At 70.8% G+C, this 20,244-nt stretch carries 16 protein-coding genes and 1 pseudogene; 4 read left to right on the top strand and 13 right to left on the bottom strand.

Features of this window, described 5'->3' with window-relative positions; translation table 11 throughout:
- Window positions 1-41: 41 nt before the first annotated feature.
- The 5 genes from IPN02_02080 to IPN02_02060 form a co-directional block, all read right to left on the bottom strand.
- The gene (locus tag IPN02_02080) at window positions 42-854 is read right to left on the bottom strand and encodes an SDR family oxidoreductase (GenBank protein ID MBK9295667.1); all 813 of its coding nucleotides are present in this window, start codon (window positions 852-854) and stop codon (window positions 42-44) included.
- A 55-nt stretch (window positions 855-909) separates the two neighbouring features.
- Complete coding sequence (gene mftE / locus IPN02_02075; protein MBK9295666.1) at window positions 910-1,656, bottom strand: mycofactocin biosynthesis peptidyl-dipeptidase MftE; 747 nt, start codon at window positions 1,654-1,656, stop codon at window positions 910-912.
- Window positions 1,649-2,707, bottom strand: a complete 1,059-nt coding sequence (locus tag IPN02_02070; protein MBK9295665.1) for a putative mycofactocin-associated electron transfer flavoprotein — start codon at window positions 2,705-2,707, stop codon at window positions 1,649-1,651. Before IPN02_02070 ends, mftE begins: the two co-directional genes overlap by 8 nt.
- Entirely contained in the window at window positions 2,704-3,012 is a 309-nt protein-coding gene (locus IPN02_02065; GenBank protein MBK9295664.1) for a ferredoxin, read from the bottom strand. Before IPN02_02065 ends, IPN02_02070 begins: the two co-directional genes overlap by 4 nt.
- A 69-nt stretch (window positions 3,013-3,081) precedes the next feature.
- Window positions 3,082-4,536 (bottom strand): FAD-dependent oxidoreductase, encoded by a 1,455-nt coding sequence (locus IPN02_02060; protein MBK9295663.1) that lies wholly within the window; start codon window positions 4,534-4,536, stop codon window positions 3,082-3,084.
- A 111-nt stretch (window positions 4,537-4,647) separates the two neighbouring features.
- Here IPN02_02060 and IPN02_02055 point away from each other — a divergent pair, with 111 nt between their 5' ends.
- A complete protein-coding gene (locus tag IPN02_02055; GenBank protein MBK9295662.1) occupies window positions 4,648-5,916 on the top strand; it encodes an acyl-CoA dehydrogenase family protein in 1,269 nt (422 codons plus the stop codon).
- Here IPN02_02055 and IPN02_02050 read toward each other — a convergent pair.
- The 3 genes from IPN02_02050 to IPN02_02040 all read right to left on the bottom strand — a co-directional run bounded on the left by IPN02_02050 (window position 5,913) and on the right by IPN02_02040 (window position 9,590).
- On the bottom strand, window positions 5,913-6,887 hold the full coding sequence (locus tag IPN02_02050) for an electron transfer flavoprotein subunit alpha/FixB family protein (GenBank protein MBK9295661.1): 975 nt from the start codon (window positions 6,885-6,887) through the stop codon (window positions 5,913-5,915). The two genes, IPN02_02055 and IPN02_02050, sit on opposite strands and share 4 nt — an antisense overlap.
- Before the next feature lie 59 nt (window positions 6,888-6,946).
- Window positions 6,947-8,830 carry an N-acetylmuramoyl-L-alanine amidase gene (locus tag IPN02_02045; protein MBK9295660.1) on the bottom strand — a complete coding sequence of 628 codons (1,884 nt, stop codon included), beginning with the start codon at window positions 8,828-8,830 and terminating at the stop codon, window positions 6,947-6,949.
- Window positions 8,831-8,966: 136 nt separating this feature from the next.
- Window positions 8,967-9,590, bottom strand: coding sequence for a maleylpyruvate isomerase family mycothiol-dependent enzyme (locus tag IPN02_02040; GenBank protein ID MBK9295659.1), 624 nt, complete (start codon window positions 9,588-9,590; stop codon window positions 8,967-8,969).
- A 313-nt stretch (window positions 9,591-9,903) separates the two neighbouring features.
- Here IPN02_02040 and hrpB point away from each other — a divergent pair.
- Window positions 9,904-12,478: pseudogene (gene hrpB, locus IPN02_02035) on the top strand (ATP-dependent helicase HrpB).
- 11 nt (window positions 12,479-12,489) lie between these two features.
- Here the strand turns inward: hrpB and IPN02_02030 are convergent.
- Together IPN02_02030 and IPN02_02025 are read right to left on the bottom strand one after the other, a co-directional pair.
- The gene (locus IPN02_02030) at window positions 12,490-13,113 is read right to left on the bottom strand and encodes a hypothetical protein (protein ID MBK9295658.1); all 624 of its coding nucleotides are present in this window, start codon (window positions 13,111-13,113) and stop codon (window positions 12,490-12,492) included.
- 56 nt (window positions 13,114-13,169) lie between these two features.
- Entirely contained in the window at window positions 13,170-13,532 is a 363-nt protein-coding gene (locus IPN02_02025; protein ID MBK9295657.1) for a DUF2237 domain-containing protein, read from the bottom strand.
- A 224-nt stretch (window positions 13,533-13,756) separates the two neighbouring features.
- On the opposite strand from IPN02_02025, the gene IPN02_02020 reads away from it, so the two are divergent.
- Window positions 13,757-15,268: an aldehyde dehydrogenase family protein gene (locus tag IPN02_02020; GenBank protein MBK9295656.1), complete on the top strand. Its 1,512-nt coding sequence runs from the start codon at window positions 13,757-13,759 to the stop codon at window positions 15,266-15,268.
- Between the two features lie 106 nt (window positions 15,269-15,374).
- On the opposite strand, the gene IPN02_02015 is transcribed toward IPN02_02020, so the two are convergent.
- Together IPN02_02015 and metE are read right to left on the bottom strand one after the other, a co-directional pair.
- The gene (locus IPN02_02015) at window positions 15,375-15,785 is read right to left on the bottom strand and encodes a hypothetical protein (protein ID MBK9295655.1); all 411 of its coding nucleotides are present in this window, start codon (window positions 15,783-15,785) and stop codon (window positions 15,375-15,377) included.
- An 88-nt stretch (window positions 15,786-15,873) separates the two neighbouring features.
- Complete coding sequence (gene metE / locus IPN02_02010; protein MBK9295654.1) at window positions 15,874-18,210, bottom strand: 5-methyltetrahydropteroyltriglutamate--homocysteine S-methyltransferase; 2,337 nt, start codon at window positions 18,208-18,210, stop codon at window positions 15,874-15,876.
- Window positions 18,211-18,405: 195 nt separating this feature from the next.
- Here metE and IPN02_02005 point away from each other — a divergent pair, with 195 nt between their 5' ends.
- On the top strand, window positions 18,406-19,224 hold the full coding sequence (locus IPN02_02005) for an LLM class flavin-dependent oxidoreductase (GenBank protein ID MBK9295653.1): 819 nt from the start codon (window positions 18,406-18,408) through the stop codon (window positions 19,222-19,224).
- Window positions 19,225-19,356: 132 nt separating this feature from the next.
- Here the strand turns inward: IPN02_02005 and IPN02_02000 are convergent, their stop codons facing one another.
- Complete coding sequence (locus tag IPN02_02000; GenBank protein ID MBK9295652.1) at window positions 19,357-20,193, bottom strand: Fpg/Nei family DNA glycosylase; 837 nt, start codon at window positions 20,191-20,193, stop codon at window positions 19,357-19,359.
- Between the last annotated feature and the right edge of the window lie 51 nt (window positions 20,194-20,244).

Genomic DNA, 20,244 nt, shown 5'->3' with positions numbered 1-20,244 from the left:
CACCACAACGGGCCCGGTGGGACCGGCGACGCCGACAACGCTCACGCCGCGGTCATGCCGCCGTCGACCGGAACGAGGGCGCCGGTGATGCCCGATGCGCCGGCCGAACACAGCCAGGCGACCGCATCGGCCACCTCCTCCGGTCGAAGCAGGCGATCGATCGGCTGTTGACGGCCAAAGTCCTCCGCCCGGGATAGCCCGTACACCCCGGCCGAGGCCTCAAGCATCGCCGTATCGGTCGAACCCGGCCCGACGGCGTTGGCCGTCACGTTGTCCGGGCCGAGCTCGGCGGCCAGCGACCGCACCAGCCCGGCCACGCCCGCCTTGGATGCGCTGTACGCAGCCAGCTGGGGCATGCCCCGGACGCTGGCCGCCGACGCGAGCGCCACGAACCTGCCGCTGCGAGGCTGCGGCCGTTGCAACAGCGCCGGGACGGCCGCATGGGCCAGCTTCCAGATGCCGCCCAGGTTGACGTCGACCATCAGGTCCCATGCGGCCTCCGGGGTGCGCCACTGCGGCTCGCCCCCCCAGATCACCCCCGCTGCGCCGATGGCCGCATCCAAGCCACCGAAGCGGGCCACCGCCAGCGACGTCGCAGCATCGAGCTGCCCCTGGTTGCGCACGTCGGCCTCGAACACGACGGTGTTCGGCCCGCAGTCGGCGGCCACAGCGTCGAGTTCCTCCCGGGTGCCCAACGCATAGGTGAGCAGCTTCTCGTGGCCGACCGAGTCGCTCAGCACCAGCGACCAGCCGTCGGCGGCCAAGCGCCGGGCGACCGCCGCGCCGATCCCCCGGGCTGCGCCGGTGATCAGGGCCACACGTGGGTGGTCGTCGGGTGTTGGGGCGTGCTGCATTCCGCTCAGGTTGGCATTGAGCGGCCCACAACGGCCACCCGCGCCGAGCGCCCTTTCAGCTTCCGAGCGTGTCGAGCAGTTCGGCGAGCGCACCGTGGGCGTCGAGCACCATGTGGGCAAAGAGCGCCGCACCCTCGCTGGCGTTGGCACCGGAGGGATCACCCAGCACGCCGTTGGGTGACACGGCCGCCACGCCGCCGGCGCGCAGCTGGGGCATCAGCTCGGTGACCGGGGAGGTGGCGCCCGCCTCCATGCGTTCGGCGCGCACCAGGTCGCCGAACAGGTGCAGGGCCAGCGACGTTTCGGTGAACCCGGCGTGTGCATCGGCCCTCGGCAACGATGGCGCCCAGGCCGCAACCCGGCGCCCCTCGGCGACGAGGCGGCTCACCGCAGCGACCACCGCTGCCGCGTTTCCACCGTGGCCGTTGAGGATGAGCACGGCCACGAACGGTCCACCACCGGGCTCGGTCGCCGAACGCACGAGCTCGACCAGCATCGCCTCGGTGGTCTCCGCACCGATCGACAGCGTGCCGGCAAACCCGCCGTGCTCGCCCGACGAGCCGAAGGGCAGCGCCGGTGCCACCAGCACCTGGCCCCGCACCAGCGGGGGCGCCGGGTCGGCCGCCACCGCATGGGCGACCGCTGCCGCGATCCGGGTATCGGTGTCCAAAGGAAGGTGGGGGCCGTGCTGTTCCGTCGAGCCCAGCGGCACCAACAAAATCGGTTGCGCCGCCACCTCGCCGCTGGTCAAGCGGCCGAGTGCGACGTCGCGTCTGTCGACGGTTCCGACGGCCTCAGGCATCGCTGGGCGACGCCGGGGCGGTGGCCGCCGGGCGGTTGACGTCCGGGTCGTCGATCACCGGCCGTTCGGTGGCGTCGACGCCGCTGGTCCCGGGTTCGGCGATCGCACCGTCGGGGTCGATGCCCTCCGGAACCGTTCCTCCGCTTGCCACCCAGGCGACCAGCAGTTGTCGTGCCGCCTCCTCGGGGGAGACGACAAGAGCCTGGGAGGGTGAGGTCGACGTCGACGCCATGCCGGTGAGCTGCTCGACCCGGGCGAGCGCGTCGCCGCCGACGGGAGGCGCCATCACCTTGGTACGCGGCGTGGGCGGGCCCACCTCGCCGACGCCCGCCGAGGGTTTGACCACCAGGTCGGGCGGGGCGGCCAGGCGCTCGACCCGCACCCGATCAGCGCCCAGCGTGCTGCCGAGGGGCGCCCGCCGCAGCCGGGCCACCGAGCCTTCGACCGACACCACCGCCGGCGGGGACACCAACAACTCCTCGCGGCGGGCACCATCGAGGCGACGTTGCACCCGAATGCGGGCGGGCGACGACGAACCATCGACGCCATCCGCAGCAGGCTCAGCCAACACGGCCGACACCAGCCCCAGCGCCTGGGGCAGGCCGGTCAGCGCCGCCAGTGCGGCCGGCACCGTGCCGCTGCCCCGGTCCGCCGAGTAGTCGCCGCACACGACGAGCGGATCGGCCAGCCCCGCCGACTCCATCCCCCAGGCCAGGGCCCCCGCCACGCTCAGCGAGTCCGGGTCGAGGCCATCGAGCAACACGAGCACAGCCCGGTCCGCCCCGACCGCCAGCGAGCGTTCCAGGCCGGCCACCGCATCGTCCCGTCCGGCGCTCAGTGCCACGACGCTGCGATCGAGGGCCTCGCCCATGCTGAGCGCCAGCTCGAGCGCCGCCTCGTCGGCTGCGGAGAAGCCTCGCGCCTTGCGGTCGGCGATGGCGTCGCCGGTGAAGGGGTCGACGTCAAAGAACAGGTCGGCCCACTTCAGCGCAACGACGATCACCCCGGGGACGGGCGTTGCGTGGATCGTCGGCATCGAGGCGTCGCTCATGCTCGGTGGAACACCACCCCGTGGCCACCCTCGGGGTAGGTCCACGTGATTGCGCCCTCCTCGTTGCACACCATGTAGCAGGTGCCGCACTCGAAGCACTGCTCGTAGTTGAACAGGATGCCGCCGTCGGAGGTGGGCACGAACAGCTGAGCGGGACAGGCGATCAGGCACCCCCGCACCGAGCAGTCACGACAGATTTCGGAGTCGACCGTGATGTGGGCGCGCTCTTGGTCGATGCGAAACTCGGTGTTGGCCATCAGCGACTCGAAGTTGAGCTCGCGGCTGACGATGGTGGGCGCGGTCATCGATACCTCACGATCATGAGCGTGTCCTCCGGCGGTCGGTCGTCCGAAAGTAGGTCATCCAAACGTCTCTCATCCGAAGGTCCGGAGGGCGGCGAGGCCGTCGCGGGCCAGGTCGGCCACCTTCAGGCCGCTGCGCCGCACCTCGTCGAAGATGATCTCGTGCATCTGCGGCTTGGGCCTGGGGTTGTCCACCCGAAACACCCGCTCGACCGTGTTACAGATCAGCTGCGGGTAGTGCTGCTGCATCCGCTCGCTCATCACCAGGTGCGGCGCCTGGCGCAGCCGTCGGTGGTCCGACAGGACGAAGCTGCGCTCCAGGCGATCGACGTAGCTGGCCAGGCCCTCGGCCGAGGTGTCACCCGAATCCAACGCCACCGCAGCGGCCCTGCCGGCGGCCGCCCCGGCGCCGATGGCAAAGTTGACCCCTTCCAGCCAGATGCCCGACGCCAGACACATGGCGGCGGCGTCGCCACAGACCACCATGCCGTCGGTGACCAGCTCGGGCATCATGTCGTAGCCCGCTTCGGGGATGACGTGGGCGGAGAACTCGCTGACCTCACCGCCGTCGATCAGCGGCGCTATCGCCGGGTGGGCCTTCAGCTCGGCGAGCAGTTCCTCCGGGCGGCGACCGCCGGCGGCGAGGGCGGGCAGCGACAGCACCAGCCCCACCGCCACCGAATCGAGGTTGGTGTAGACAAACCCGCCGCCCGGCACATCACCGGTGGCGCCGATGATCTCGATGTCGGTTCCGTGGCGACCCCGCACCCCGAAGCGATCCTCGATCACCGTGCGGGGAAGGCTCACCACCTCCTTGATACCCACCGTGAAGTTGGCCGCCTCGCCGTGCGGGTACATGCCCGCCTCCTTGGCCAGGAAGGAGTTGACCCCGTCGGCGGCGATCACAACGTCGGCGTACAGGTCGCCGTCGGGGCGGTCGGTGCGCACGCCGATCACCTTGCCCCGGCCCGCCGGGGCACCCGGACCCGCTCCGCGCCGGCTGCCGGCGCCGGGCGGCCCGGCACCGCGCGGCCCGTCCGACCCCTCGGCCTCGCCGGCCGGACCGTTCGGGTCGTCGCCCTCGAAGATCAGGCCGGTGGCGGTGGTCGAGCAGGCCAGCTGTGCGCCTGCGTCGGTGGCCTTGCTCGCCAGCCAGGAGTCGAAATCGGGCCTGAAGGCGGTCGCTCCGTTGTAGGGCGGCTTGCCCCAGGCCTCGGACCGGAAGTCGACGGTCATCGCCTGGGTCTCGGTCAGCACCATCGTCTGGCGGCGCGTCACCCACCGCTGGATCGGCATCTCGTCGGTCCAGTTGGGCACCAGGTCGTCGAGGATGCGGCCGTAGATCACCCCGCCGTACATGTTCTTCGACCCGGGAAACGGCCCCCGTTCCAACAGCACGACCGAACGGCCCGCACGGGCCAGCTCCAACGCTGCCGCCGATCCAGCCGGCCCGGCGCCGACCACCACGGCGTCCACTCGGTTGACCCCAGGGGGCACGGCGTCTGGGTTGTGCTCGGACGTCGCCACGACCCGAAGAGTACAGCGGACGCCCAGCCGGTCGGATTCCGCCCGGGCTTGTCGCTTGACCAGCCGGTCAAGTAATCAGTGGGCAGCGCCGACATCACACCTGGGGGAGACATGTCCGTGAGCACGATCCAGCCCACTCTGGAGGAATTCCGCGACGAGGCGGTCGCGTTCCTCGATGCCAACTGCGAAAAGTTGCCGACCGCCACCGGGTTCGTGTGGGGCGAGGGCGACGACGACGTCGCCTTGTTCGAAGAGCTCGACCCGGAGACGGAGGCCCGACAGCTCGCCGAGGGCAAAGCTTGGCTGGGCACCCGCAACGCCGCAGGGCTGTCGTGGATCACCGGACCGACCGAGCTGGGCGGTCGCGGCCTGCCACGGGCCTACGACGTCGCCTACCGCACCCTCGAGGCCGGCTACCGGACGCCCAACATGTCGTTCTTTGGCATCGGCTTCGGCATGGTGGCGCCGACGATCCTCGCCCACGCCACCGAGCCGGTGAAGGCCCGGGTGCTGCCGGGGATGTACCGGGGCGACCTGGTCGGTTGCCAGCTGTTCAGCGAGCCGGGCGCAGGCTCCGACCTGGCCGGACTGCAGATGCGGGCCGAACGCGACGGCGACGAGTGGATTCTGAACGGTCAGAAGGTGTGGACCTCGGGCGCCCACTACTGCGACGTCGGCGAGGTGATCTGTCGCACCGACCCCGACCTGCCCAAGCACCGCGGCCTCACCGGGTTCGTCGTCGACATGCATGCGCCTGGCGTCGAGGTGCGCCCGCTGCGTCAGATGACCGGCGGTACCGCCTTCAACGAGGTGTTCTTCGAGGACGTGCGGGTCCCCGACGACCATCGGCTGGGCGACGTCAACCAGGGCTGGACGGTGGCGCTGACCACGCTGATGAACGAGCGGGCGTCGATCGGCGGGGGCGGCGGTGGAGGCGGCATGGGCATGGCGTCGGCCACCCGGATGATCGAGATGATGCGCCACTTCGGCGTGGAGGACGACCCGGTGCTGCGCAACGAGCTCGCCCGCCTCTATACCGGCTTCCAAGTGGCCAAGATGACCTCGCAGCGGGCGCTGGCCAAGCTGCGCGCCGGCGGTCTGCCCGGGCCGGAGATGTCGATCGGCAAGCTGGCGCTGACCGCCAACCTCACCGCCACCGCCGAGTTCGCTGCGTCGGTGCTGGGCCCCCGACTCATCGCCGACACCGGCGAGTGGGGCACCTACGCCTGGTCGAAGTTCGTGGCCGGCACCCCAGGCATGCGGATCGCCGGAGGTAGCGACGAAACGCTGCGCAACATCGTGGCCGAACGCGTGCTCGGCCTGCCCAAGGAGCCGGGCATCGACACGACGAGTGCCTTCCGCGACCTGCCCAGGAATTAAGCCGAGGCTTCGGCCACCTCGAGGCCGAGCGCCCGGGCCAACGCCCGCAGGACCGCCGGAGCATCGGCGGTCAACGCCAGATCGGCCATCGCCATCATCGGTGCGTGGGAGTCGGTGTTGACCGACACGACCAGATCCGGGCTGCCCAACCCGGCGGTGTGCTGAACGGCTCCCGAGATGCCAAACGCCACGTACCGATCCGGGTTGACGACCACGCCGGTGGTGCCGATCTGGCGCTCGTGACCCAGCGTGCCCTGGTCGGTGACCACCCGGGTGGCCCCCACTGACGCACCGAGGGCCTCGGCCACCCGTGCGAGCAGCTCGTAGTCGTCCGCGCCGCCCAGCCCGGCGCCGCCGCCGAGGATGCTCGTCGCCTCGGAGAGGTCCATCGTCGAGGCATCGGGGGGATGGATCGCCACCAGCTCGGGGCTCCGGGTGGTGCCGCCGGGTCCATCGGCCGCCGACGGGCTCACCGTGTGGCGGCCCTCGGTGTCGACCGGGTGTCGAAGCGGTGCAATCGGCTTCGGCGTGGGGACGCTGCGCACCCCCGGCATCATCGTGGCAACGATTGGGCCCGACGTCATGGTGACGGTCAGCGACCGCCCGCCGTGGGTGTCCTGGGTGATGCGACCCGAACGGGCCGACGACACGCCGGCGAGCAGCGGCCGCCCCAGCCCCAGCGCCAGGTGAGGTGCCAGATCTCGGCCATCGGGCGTCGCCGGCGTGACCACCACGTCTGCGGGCCGCAGCGACGGGATCAGCACCGCGGCCACGGCGGGGGGCGACCACGGCCCCGACCACTCCAACGTCCACACCTCCTTCAGGCACCCGTCGAGTTCCTCCAGGGCCTCGTCGAGACCGTCCCCGACGAGAAACGCCTGCCCGCCCGCCTCGGCGACGCACTCCTCGGCGCCGGTGGGGAGCTGGCCGTCGCGCACGACGAGGACGGCGACCGACCCGCCGACGATCACGGCCGGGGCCTCACCTCCGGGTCGATCGGTCGCCGATGACCCCGGCGAAACCGCCGGGCTCACAGCACCACCAGGCCCAGGTCGGCCAAGCCGGCCTGCAACATGGCCTCCCGCACCTTGGCGGTGTCGTCGGCAGCCGCTCCCTGGTCGGGTGCGCTGCGCGGCGCCGCGTCGTAGGCGGTGGTCAGGGCATCGATCACCTCATCTTCGTCGGTGGAGCCCAACCATGCCACCGCCACCGGCATGCGTCCGGCGTGATCCCAGCGGCGGGCGAGGGTGGTCACCTCGGCGGCACCGCCGCCCACCGCACCCGCGGGCAACGCCAGCCTGACCGGAACCTGCGCCCACTCGGGCCGTTGCTCCTCGCCCGGCAGCACAAAGCCCCCGCTCCCCAGGACCACGACGGACGTCGACGTCCGCCCGTGCAGGAACATCACTGCGCCCGGACCCGATCCGGGCCGGCCATCCACCCCGCCCGGCGTACCGGCGACGAGCGCCGACAACATCGCTGTGACCGCATCCCCAAACGCCCGCCCTTCGGAGGCGGCCGGATCCTCCTCCAGAACCCGGACGAGGCTGCGCAGCTCTCGCCCGGCCAGATCGTGGCTGTCGTCGCTCCACCCGGCCGAGATCGCCCACCCGACCGCCGCAGTGCCGGCTGGGATCCAGCCGGCCGAGCCCCCGTCGACGCCGTCGGGACGCACGACGAGTGCCCACGACGAGTCGACCGTTCGTTCCTCGGCGCTCTGGCGGGCGGCGCTGGCCAGCGCCGCCTTGGCCAACGAGCGCTGGGGGAGGCGGGCCGGACGGTTCGCCCGACGTCGAGCCAGCATGTAGGCGGCGCCGGCGCCGAGGGCGGCGGCCGCAACGCCGCCGGTGATCGCCGCCGGTGCCCATGGGTTGGCGTCGAGGTCGTCCCGGGTGGTCTGCTCCGGCAACGGCGTCGCCTCGAAGCCAACCTTGCGACGGGTCACCGGCGGGGACTCGAACCCCGAGGTAGGGCTCTGCTCGTCGATCGCCGGCGGCAGACCCGTTCCGCCGGCCGCGGTGGTCGCGGTGGCGCCACCCGCAGCCGCAGCTGGGTCGAGCCGGGCCCGCTCGCCGTTGACCAGGCCCTGAAGGTCGGCCACGACATCGTTCATCACCGGATCGCCGGGACATCCGACGTCGGCGATCTCGCGGTGGCCGGCGATCGTGCGGACCGTCACCTTCTCGCCGGCCGGAAATTTGTCGCTGCCTTCCGAGATGAAGTTGGTGAGGTCACCGGGTTGGGTGGCCACGCCGTCGCGGTTGGCCAGCCAGGCGAGCAGGGACACCATCGCCTCCGTCGCCAACGGCGTCGGCGGCGCCGCCGAGAACTGCCCCAGAAAGGCGACGTGCTGGGTATGGCCCGGGTCGCCACCCTCGGTCTCACAGGCGATCGGGGCGTCGATGCTGCCCTGACGCCCCTCCCAGATCGTGCCGAACTCGTCGACGATGAAGTTGAACCCGATATCGGGCCAGGCCAGATCGCCGGAGGTCTGGAAGTTGAAGATGGCCTGGATCAGCGTCGGCACCTCGGAGGGCTGATAGGCACCCTCCGGTGCGTCGGTGTGGTGGACGATCAGGAGGTCGTCGTCGATGATGCGCAGGGTTCCGTTGGGCGGCGACTCCGAGCCCCAGTCGGCTCGTGGTCGGATCGCCGGCCGTCCCGGCGTCGCCTTGGCGTCGGCGTCGGGGTTGGCCACCGTGGTCGTCGTGTTTCCCACCGGCTCGTCGCCGCCGTCACCACCGTCGTCGGTCTGACGCCGTGTCCCGACGGTGCCGCCGGCCCGCTGTGCACGGCCAGCTGCCACGGCCAACGGTGCCGCAGCGAACGCTCCGAGCGCACGGCGGCGGCTCACGCCACGCGTCGACGCATCGGGCGCGCCTTGGAATTCGGGGCTACCCGGGAGACCTGCCATCGCCTGAGACACTACCGAGGGTGGCGAGACAATTGGCTGCACGGAGCACGGGGACAAAGCACGACCCCGGCCCGGAGCCAGATCACGGTCCGAAGTGGACCCGGCGCTCCGAGCGAGGCAGAGCCACCGCCCCGCCCTATCCGAACACCTCGACCGCTCCACGAAGCTCGGAGCGCACGTTGGGCCGACCGGCCAGCGCCAGCAGCAACGAGGTGCCGGAACCGCGTACCTCGGGCCCGTCGCTCGGGCCCACCTCAAAGCCGGCGTCGTCGGCCACCAGATGGGCCCCTCGCACGCGGCTCGGCACCCCGAAGTACCACCACAGGTCTCGATAGGCCTCGATCGCCAGCGCAGTGCGCTCATCGCTGCTGCGCGACGGGCCGTCGGTCACCCGGGTGATGTCGGCACGATGGGTGAGCACCTCGGCCAAGGCGACCTGGGGGCCGGCACCGGGCAGAACGAACCGACCTTCGGCGGCGGCGTCGAGGCGCTCGAGCAGCGACGAGGGGTCGGAGTCACCGAGCTTGCGGGCGATGCGGCCGATCGCCCGTCGCGGTGGACGGAACGTCTTGGCGACGTCGAACACCACCCTGGGGCGGCTCGATTCGGCCAGCCACACCAGGTGGGCCAGCACGTCACGGCACCGCCACGCGCCGCACAGGCTGGGCAGGTCCCACGCCGCATCCGAGATGATGCGCAGGTCACGGGCGATTCGTCGCCGCTCCTCGGCGGTCCATGCACGAATGACGTCATCATCCACAAACGGGAAGGTACCAGCAGGGCGCCCCGCGCCAGGCCCGCGTCGCTTCGGCGCAGTTCGGGCCGGGCCGCCAACTCGGGAGCCCAAAGCGCGCTCAGACGGTCCTCCGGGCTCCCCAGTTCAGACCCAGCAGCCAACTCGGGAGCCCAAAGCGCGCTCAGACGGTCCTCCGGGCTCCCCAGTTCAGACCCAGCAGCCAACTCGGGAGCCCAAAGCGCGCTCAGACGGTCCTCCGGGCTCCCCAGTTCGGGTTGGTTGACGTTGGCGACGGCCGAACTTCGCCCCTTTCGGTCTCACCCGGCACACTGGGCCGATGCCCACGCCCTCTCCCGCTCCTCGGGCCCAGCCGACCGGGCTGCCAATCGAGGGAGTGATCAGCCAGGTGCGCGAGGCCCTCGCCGGGCCCGGGACGGCGGTGCTGGAAGCCGAGCCCGGGGCCGGCAAGACCACGGTGGTGCCGCTGCGCCTGCTTGACGAGCCCTGGCTGGGCACCGGCCGCATCGTCATGTTGGAACCCCGACGGCTGGCCGCGCGGGCTGCCGCCGCCCGCATGGCCCATCTGCTGGGCGACCGGGTTGGCAACGTCGTCGGCTACCGCACCCGAGACGACGCCAAGGTGAGCCGCTCCACCCGTATCGAGGTGGTGACCGAGGGCATCCTCACCCGACGGGTTCAGGGGGACCCCGGCCTGGAGGGCACCTCGCTGGTGATCTTCGACGAGTTCCACGAGCGGTCGCTGGCCGCCGACCTGGGTCTGGCGCTCACCCTGGAGGCCCGGGCCTTGTTGCGCCCCGACCTGCGGGTGATGGTGATGTCGGCCACCCTCAACGTCGGCGATGTCGCCAACCTCCTCGGCGCCAGCGGCCCGGCCGCTGCGGCCGGCTCCCCCGTTCCGGCCCCGGTGATCTCCGCGCCGGGGCGCACCCACCCGGTCGCCGTCCGCTGGCGGCCGAGACAGCGCCGGGACCGCCTGGAGGCGGTCACAACCTCGGCGATCGAGACCGCATTGTCGGAATCGTCGGGCGACGTCCTGGTGTTTCTGCCCGGGATGGGCGAGATCAAGCGGACCGCCCAGGCGCTCGACCGCAGCGGCGCGCTCGGCCTGGCGGCGGTCGACGTCCACCTGCTCCACGGCTCGCTGCCCGCCGACGCCCAGGATTCGGCGGTGGCGCCCGCCCCGGCCGGCCGACGCAAGGTGGTGCTGTCGACCGACCTGGCCGAGACCTCGCTCACCGTCGAGGGGGTCACCGCCGTCGTCGACTCCGGCCTGGCCCGGGTGCCCCGCTTCGATGCGGGGGTGGGCATGACCCGCCTGAGCACGGTGTCATCGTCGCAGGCATCGGCCGAGCAGCGGGCCGGCCGGGCCGGCCGGGTGCAGCCCGGCATCGCCTACCGGCTGTGGTCCAAGTCCGAACACAGCACCCGTCCCCGTCACATCCAACCGGAGATCACCCAGGTGGAGCTGGCCGGCCTGGCGCTGGAACTGGCCGCCTGGGGGGCGGCCGACCCGGCCACCCTCTCGCTGCTCGACCAACCGCCCCGGCGCACCTGGGAGGAGGCCCGCACGCTGCTGGGCCTGCTCGGCGCCATCGACGCCGACGGTCGCATCACCTCGACCGGCAAGGCGATGGTGCGCCTGCCGCTGCACCCCCGGCTGGCCCGGATGGTGGTCGCCGCCGCCGACGGGGCCGATGGGCCGCTGGCCTGCGTGGTCGCCGCCCTTTTGGAGGAGCGCGACGTGTTCGGTGGACGGCCCCGACGAGCGCTCCACTTCGCTGGCCGAGCGGGTGGGCCTGATCATCGACCGGCGCCGGCACCACCCGCAGGCGGACGGCCGGGCCCTGACGACGGTGCGGCGCCGAGCCGACGAGCTGATGCGCCGTGCCGGCATCGGCGGGGCGATGAGCGCCACCGACGTTCCCATCGACTCCCTCGACCGCCTGGGGCCGCTGTTACTGGTCGGTTACCCGGACCGGCTGGGCCGGGCCCGCAGCACCGGCGGTGGCCGCTGGCGCCTCCGCTCCGGGTCCGGGGTCTCGACCGATGGCAGCGACCCGCTGAACGCCGCCGCCTTCATCGTCGTGGCCGACACCGACGGCCAGCGCCGCGACGCCCGCATCCGGGTGGCGACGCCGATCGACGTCGACGAGATCGCCGACGCACTTGCCGACCAGGTGACCCGCCGCACCTACCTGCGCTGGGATCGCACACGCAACGACCTCACCGAGCGCGTCGAGCGGGCGATCGACACGCTGGAGCTCGACTTCACCGAGAGTCGCCCCGCCCCCGGGCCTGACACGGTCACAGCGCTGATCGACCGCGTTCGCGAGGTGGGTCCCAGCGCAGTCCTCGGCCGCTGGAACCAGGCCGACGGGCTGCGGGCCCGGGTCGCGTTTCTGCGCGACCGTCTAGGTGATGCCTGGCCCGACTGGACGGAGGCGGCGCTGACCGCCTCGCTCGAGGACTGGCTGGCCCCAATGCTCGGCCAGGCGACCGGCCGCAGCCACCTGGAGGCGGTCGACGTGGCCGGTGCGCTGGCACTCACGCTGGGTTGGGACACCCAGATGGAACTGGCCCGCCTGGCCCCGAAGACGGTGACGGTGCCGTCCGGACGGGAGCTGACGGTGAACTACCAGGCCGATCCCCCGGCGCTGGCGGTGCGCCTGGGCGAGATGTTCGGCTCCACCGTCACCCCGTCCGTGCTCGACGGTGCCCTCCCGCTCCGCCTGGAGCTGCTCAACCCGGCCGGGCGGCCGGTGCAGGTCACCTCCGACCTGGCGGGATTTTGGGACGGGACCTGGGCCGAGGTGCGCCGAGAGCTGCGGGGCCGCTACCCCAAACACGATTGGCCCGAGCACCCGGGCATCGCCAAGCCCCGCCGTCGCTGAGCCACCGCCGCTCAACAGTGGCGGTCGAAGGCATCCCGGTAGCTGTCGGCCAACATCTGTTTGGCCCGACCCTTCTTCGGGTGCACCAGGTCCGCCTCCACCAGATCGGCGCCGACGGCGAGGTTGTCGTTGATCACGTTGGCCCAGCCGTCGTCGGTCATCGTGTTGGGCAGCCCGTCGACGATCACCTGCACCTGTGCGTTGTAGGCCGCGACGTCACGGTTGAACAGCTTGGGCAGCGTCAGCACCACCACGCACTCGACGTCGCTGAACTCGTCGAGCACCGCCTCGGTGGCCCCCAGGTCCTGCGCGTCGAGCAGCACGTCGTTGTAGCCCAGCAGCACGCCTACCCGGTCGGGGGTTGTGCCCATCATGGTCATGGCGCCGCGAACCCTCGGCGCCATGAGCGCCCAGGTTTGGCGGTTCTGGGCGACGACCTTGGCCCCGGTGGTCTCCTCGATCTCGATTCGTGACAGGTTGGTCACCGAGTCCCCGACGACGAGGGTGACCGGGTCGGCGAAGGGCCCGATCCGGGCGACCGCCAGCGCGCTCACCCCGACGGCGGCAACAACAACGACCCCGGCGAACATCCGCATCGATCGGGAGCGAGGGCGCTTCGTTGTCACGTCAACCACTTCGGGACGCTACGTCTCGGCCGATTCTGCCGGTCAATCCGCGGCCGTACCCGCCGCTACTCAGCGACGGCGTGGCGTTTGAGATCGGCGAGGTCCACCCACTCCAGCGTGCGGGCATGGGTGGCCTCGAGTACCACCTGCGGCGCTGCGTCGGCCTCGAGTGCCTCGGCCCAGCGGCTGGCGCACAAGCACCACTGGTCGCCAGGGGAAAGCCCGGCAAAACCGAACTCGGGGTGGGGGGTGGACAGGTCGTTGCCCACCTCTGCTGAGAAGGCGAGAAACTCGACGGTCACCCGCGCACACACGGTGTGCACGCCCGCATCCTCGCCGCCGGTGTCGCAGCAGCCGTTGCGGTAGAAGCCGGTCAGCGGATCGGTGGAACAGGTCTGTAGTTCGGTGCCGAGCACGTTGGTGGCCATCGCCCCATCGCAGCACATCGCCGCGCCGCTGTCGCTTCGGACGCTCAGGCCGTCGCCCGGCGAACGACTCCGCAAGCCACGGCCGAGCAGCCCACGACCGCCGCCACGCACCGATGCCGAGCGGCCGGTGCATGGCGCCGGGCGGCCCAGCGTGTTGGACTGGGTCACGCGCCGTCCGACCGCCGGGCCACCGCACCTGAGCAGATGAGCCCCAGGGGGAAACCGTGAGCCTTGCCGATACCGACGCGACCACATCGAGCAGCAGGGCAACGCCGGGCGACACCTTCGAATCGTTCGACCCGGGGTCGGGCGAGGTGGTCGGCACCTACCCGGTCGATGGTGTCGCCGAGGTGGCCGCAGCCGTCGAGCGTGCCCGCCGGGCAGCGCAGTGGTGGCGCGACCAGGGCGCCGAGGGACGCAGCCGGGTGCTCAAGAAGTGGCGCAGCCACCTGGTGAACCACGCTGACGACCTGATCGACGTGGTGCATGCCGAGACAGGCAAGCCACAAGGCGACGCCCAGCTGGAGCTGGTGCTCGCCGTCGAACACCTGGCCTGGGCAACCAAGCACGCCCCCAAGGTGATGAAGCGACGCAGCGTGTTTCCCGGCCTGCTCATGTCCAACATGGCCGCCACCCTCGAGTACCAACCGCTCGGCGTCGTCGGCGTGATCGGCCCGTGGAACTACCCGGTGTTCACGCCGATGGGCTCGATCGCCTATGCGCTGGCCGCCGGCAACGCCGTCGTGTTCAAGCCGTCGGAGTACACGCCCGGTGTGGGCCGATGGTTGGCCGACAGCTTCGCCGCCGTGTGCGGCCGGCCGGTGCTGCAAACCGTCACCGGCTTCGGCGCCACCGGCGCCGCGCTGGTCGACGCCCAGGTCGACAAGATCGCCTTCACCGGCTCGGCCGCCACGGGGCGCAAGATCATGGCGGCAGCCGCCGCCCACCTCACCCCGGTGCTCATGGAGTGCGGGGGCAAGGACGCCATGCTGGTCGACGCCGACGCCGACCTCGATGCAGCCGCCGACGCCGCCACCTGGGGCGGCATGTCCAACGCCGGGCAGACCTGTGCCGGGGTCGAACGCATCTACGTGCACGGCGACGTCTACGACAGCTTCGTCGACCGGGTGGTCGCCAAAGCCTCCGACGTGTCCGCCGGCAGCGGGGAGGACGATCAGATCGGCCCGATCACCATGCCCTCCCAGGTGGACGTCATCCGCCGTCACGTCGCCGACGCGCTCGATCGGGGCGGCCGCGCCGTCCTCGGCGGGCTCGATGCCGTCGGCGACTCGGTGGTGGGCCCCACCGTCATGGTCGACGTGCCCGACGATGCGCTGGCCATGACCGATGAGACCTTCGGCCCCACCCTGGTGATCACCAAAGTGGGCTCGATGGACGAGGCGGTCGAACGGGCCAACGACTCGGCCTACGGGCTGGGCGCCACCGTGTTCTCCAAGGCACGGGGGGCCGAGCTGGCCGCTCGGATCCGCTCGGGCATGACCTCGATCAACTCGGTGATCTCCTTCGCCGGCATCGCGGCATTGCCCTTTGGCGGCATCGGCGAGTCGGGGTTCGGTCGCATCCACGGCGAGGACGGCATCCGCGAGTTCACCCGAACCAAAGCGGTGGCCCGCCAACGCTTTGCCGCCCCGGTGGCGCTCACCAGCTTCGACCGCACGAAGAAGACCGACGAGCTGGTCGCCAAGGCGATCAAGCTGCTCCACGGCCGGGGCTGACTTCGGGGTCTTGCGGTTCTGTCCGGGTCCGGGCCGAACGACCCCCAACCGGGGCCGGGCCAAACGACGCCTGAGAGGCGCAACGTCAGCCTGAGTTCAGCGCGGGTCAGCCCTGGGGTGGGGCACCGGGGGCCGGCGGCAGAAACTGGCTGTCGATCTGGGCAAGCTGACCGTTGGCGGCCAGCGCGCCGTGCACGGTCTCGGCGATCGAGGCCATCTCCTTCTTCGCCTTGGACATGCCCAGCGCACCGCCGCCGATACCCGACATGGCGGGGGCGATTTGCGCAACCGTCGTGTCGGGCTGCACCCCCTGGGTCAATTGGTAGTTGACGATCATCCGGCGGACGAACCCGCCGCCGATGGCCCGCCCCACCTTGGAGCCCACCTCGGCCGTGCCCGACCAGCCATCGGCGTTGGGTGTGACGGTGTAGCCCAGCGACTGCAACGCCGTGCCGACGGTGGTCAGCACCGCACCGGCGTCGGCGGTGGTGGTCCAGCTCAACGGTTCGATCGCCATCGCTGCTCCCTCGGAGGTCGTCCGGAGGAAGCCTACCGGCGACGGCTGCTGTGAGAGCGGCCGTCGCCGGCGCGGCGGGGGTCGCGGATCACAGCGATGCGCGGACCTGTCGCGCAGCCTCCACCAAATGTCGCAACGAGGCCTCCGTCTCCACCCAGCCCCGGGTTTTCAGACCGCAGTCGGGGTTGACCCACACGCGGTCAGCCGGCAGCACCCGCATGGCGGATTCGAGCAGCTGCACCATCTCCTCGGTGTCTGGAATGCGGGGTGAGTGGATGTCCCACACCCCGGGTCCGATCTCATTCGGATACTCATAGGACGCAAACTCGTCCAGGAGTTCCATGTTCGACCGTGCGGTCTCTATGGAGATGGTATCGGCGTCGAACGCAGCGATCGCCTCGATCACGTCGGAGAACTCCCCGTAACACATGTGGGTATGAATCGAGACGTCGTCGGCGACGCCCGACGACGCCAGCCGGAAGGCTGCCACCGCCCAGTCGAGGTACTCCTTGCGGTCCGCTTCGTTCAGCGGCAGGCCCTCCCGCAGCGCGGGCTCGTCGATCTGGATGACGCCGATGCCCGCCTTCTCCAGGTCGCCGACCTCGTCGCGGATCGCCAAGGCGATCTGACGGCAGGTCACCGAACGGGGCTGATCGTCGCGAACGAAGGACCACTTGAGGATGGTCACCGGGCCGGTGAGCATCCCCTTGACCGGACGATCGGTGAGCGATTGCGCATAGGTGGCCCACTCGACGGTCATCGGTGCAGGACGGGCGATATCGCCGAAAATGATCGGTGGCTTGACGCACCTCGACCCGTAGCTCTGCACCCAGCCGTTCGTGCTCACGACCACCCCATCGAGGTGCTCGCCGAAGTACTCCACCATGTCGTTGCGCTCGAACTCGCCATGGACGAGCACATCAAGCCCGATCTCTTCCTGGCGCCTGACAACGTCGGTGACCCAACCCTTGAGCAGCTCGTGGTACTCGGCGTCGCCCAGCTCCCCGCGACGGTTGGCCGCCCGGGCCTTACGAATCTCAGAGGTCTGGGGAAACGAACCGATGGTGGTCGTCGGCAGAACGGGAAGCGCGTAGCGGGCCCGATGAGCCTCACGGCGCGCGGCATAGGGCGACAACCGCTGTTCCAGCTCGGGGCCGCCGGCCTCCAAGCGCCTCGCAACCGCAGGGTCGTGCACCCTGACCGACGCCCGACGGGCGGCCGCCGCCGACGACGAGGCGTTGAGCTGCTCGGCGATGGCGTCGTCGCCAAGCTCGAGTGCGGTGGAGATCACCGCAAGCTCGTCCAGACGCTGGACGGCGAACGCCAGCCATTGGCGAACCTCGTCGTCGATGCCCAGGTGGTCGCCGGCCGGGCCCTCGGTCTCGAGGTCCACCGGTAGATGGAGGAGGGAGCACGACGGGGCGATCAGCACCCGATCGGCGCCGAGTGCATCGACGACCCGCCGGGCCAGCGTCAGCTTCTCGACCAGATCGGAGCGCCACACGTTGCGTCCGTCGACCAGGCCAAGCGAGAGCGCCATCGAATCGGGGATCACGCCGAGTACCTCGTCGAGCTGGTCCGGTCCCTCGACCAGATCGAGGTGCAGGCGATCAACGGGCAGCGATACGGCGAGCGTCAGGTTGTCCCGCAGCGGCCCGAAGTAGCTGGTGAGGACGAGGTGCAGCGACGGAGCCGCCGACCGGAGCGAGTCATAGGCACCGGCGTAGGCGTCCCGGGCCTCGTCGTCCAGGTCGGTCGCCAGCATCGGCTCGTCGAGTTGCACCGATTCCGCGCCGGCATCGGCGAGCGCAGCGATCAGCTCCCGGTAGACGGGCAGTACCCGGCCGAGCAGCGTCAGGCCATCGGCCCGCCCATCGTCGGCTCCATACAGCTTGGACAGCAACAGGAACGACACCGGCCCGAGCAACACCGGCCTGGTGCGGACACCCGCCGCCGCGGCCTCGGCGAACTCCGCCAACGGTTTGGGGGCGCCGGCACCGATGAGCGATGTCAGCTCGAAATGCTGGTCCACCGCCAGCTCCGGCACGATGTAGTGGTAGTTGGTATCGAACCACTTGGTCATCTCGAGCGCGGCGATCGGGGTGTCGTCGAGCCGGCCACCACGTGCAGCGGCGAAGTAGCCGGCCAGATCGATGCCGCGTTCGGCCGTGCGGTAGCGCTCCGGCAGGGCGCCAAGCCAGACCGAGGTATCGAGCACGTGGTCGTACAACGAAAAGTCATTGGACGGGATCAACTCGATTCCGGCGTCGCGCTGAAGCGCCCAGTGCCGACGCCGAAGCTCGGCAGCTCCCGCAAGCAGCTCCTCCTGAGTGGCGTCGCCCCGCCAGTGCCGCTCCAAGGCTCGCTTCAGCTCGCGCTGGGCACCCATCCGGGGAAAGCCAAGGTTGGAAGCGAGTCGGGCCATGGTGGGCATCCTTTCTTCGAGCGCTTGATCGATAAAAGCGCGTAGCAGGCACCTTAGGAAGCCAATCCGCGTCCGTACACCCCCAAAACCGCTGGCGGGGTGCTCCCCATCGACACAACCGGCATCACCGAGCCGTCCCGACCCGGTTCGGAGCGGCCATTGGGTGGCGCCCTTGCCCCGATAGGGTCCCGAAGCATGCGCCATGCCCTGTCGGTCGCCCCGTTCGCCGAGCTCGCCGATCCGCAGGCCATGATCGAGGTCGCCCGCTCCGCCGACGATGCCGGGTGGGACGCGCTGTACCTGTGGGATCACGTCCATCGCGATCCCGCCGAGGTCACCGAGCTCGCCGACGTCTGGACCATGCTCGCCGCCGTTGCCACCACCACCGAGCGGATCCGCCTCGGCCCAATGGTGACGCCGCTGTCCCGCCGGCGCCTATCCGTGCTGATCCGCCAGACCGTCACCCTCGACCACCTCAGCGGTGGGCGCCTGACGATGGGGATCGGGCTCGGCGTCGACCGCGCCGGCGAGCTGACCCGTTTCGGTGAGGTGGTCGACGCCCGCACCCGGGCCGACATCCTCGACGAGTCGGTCGATCTGCTGATCGAAGCCTGGGCTGGGGAGACCGTCACGCATCGCGGCGAACACCGGCTGATCGACGGCATCGCCTTCCGCCCTCGCCCGATTCAGCGTCCGGGTATTCCCATCTGGTGCGCTGCGCGGGGCAGCGCGCTTCGCCCGGTTCGTCGAGCCGCCCGCTTTCAGGGCCTGTTCCTCATCGAGGCCGACGCTGAACAGCTCGGCCGGGCGATCGAGGAGGTCGCCTCGGCGAGGGGCTCGCTCGACGGCTTCGACGTGGCGGTGGTGGCCCCGGCGCCCGGAGACCCGCACTCACACGACACCGGCCTCCTCGACGTCCCCGGCGTCACATGGGCGGTGCACATGTATCCACCCGACGTCGCCTTCGACCGGGCGCTGGCCGCCGCCAAGGCAGGACCCAGGGCCGCCTCGTAACCGCAATCTGCTCGGTGCTGCAGAAACGACTCGGGGGATTCTGCGCATGGTGGTCGTGCACACAACATCCCGGGTCGGATCTGCACCAGCCCATGTGGAGGTTCGGCCGGTCCCTACGTCCGAGCCGGTGCGCTACCGGGGCTGGCAGGTGGGACAGAAGTAGCAGTTGCGCCCCGCCACCTCGGCGATGGCGATGTCGCTGCCGCAACGCCGGCAGTGCTGGCGCTTGTAGACGTAGAGCCGATCGTCGGCTTTCATCCTGCCGGGTGAGCGACCGATCTCGTCCGGTTCGGTGGTGATGATGTTGCCGAGGCGCGTACCGATGCGCATCAACTTGACCGTGTCGTCCCACAGCGAATCGAAGTCGGCCTCCGACAGTTCGTTTGCCGGGAGCTCCGGGTGGATCTCCGCACGAAAGAGCAGCTCGGCCCGGTACACGTTGCCGATGCCGGCGATGATCCGCTGGTCCAACAACACGGCGGCCACCGGGCGTTTGGTCGCCAGGAACCGGGTGCGTGCCGCTTCGACGTCGGGATTGCGCCGCAACGGGTCGGCCCCCAACCTGTCGGTGACCGCCCGCTGCTCAGCAGGGGTGATCAGCCGACAGGTCATCGGCCCGGTCAGGTCCCACACGTCTCCTTCGACTACCGAGCCTGTTCCGCCCTCGCCGGGGTCGCCGGGCCCGGTTCCTTCGAGACGAAGCCGGATCGTGTCCCGGGGGTCGGGGCCGGGAGCAGGGCTGAGGCGAAACTTGCCGATCAGCCCCAGATGCACGTGGAGGATCTCGCCGCCCTCCCAGTGCACGAACAGATCCTTGCCCCAGGCCTCGGTTCGGGTCATCCGCTGTCCGTTGAGCAGCGCCGCCGAATCGGCGAAACGCCCCTGGGGTGACGAGACCGCCACCGGGTCGTCGCCCAGACTTCGCCTGATGTGTCGAGCCAACCGGTGGATGATGTGACCCTCGGGCATGCCCAGAGTCTGGCCCAGATCGTGCGGGGACATGAGCGTGCCCAACAGGGA

It is taken from the genome of Candidatus Microthrix subdominans, from assembly GCA_016719385.1.
Lineage (GTDB): Bacteria > Actinomycetota > Acidimicrobiia > Acidimicrobiales > Microtrichaceae > Microthrix > Microthrix subdominans.
This window is presented reverse-complemented; position numbering and strand designations above follow the sequence as displayed.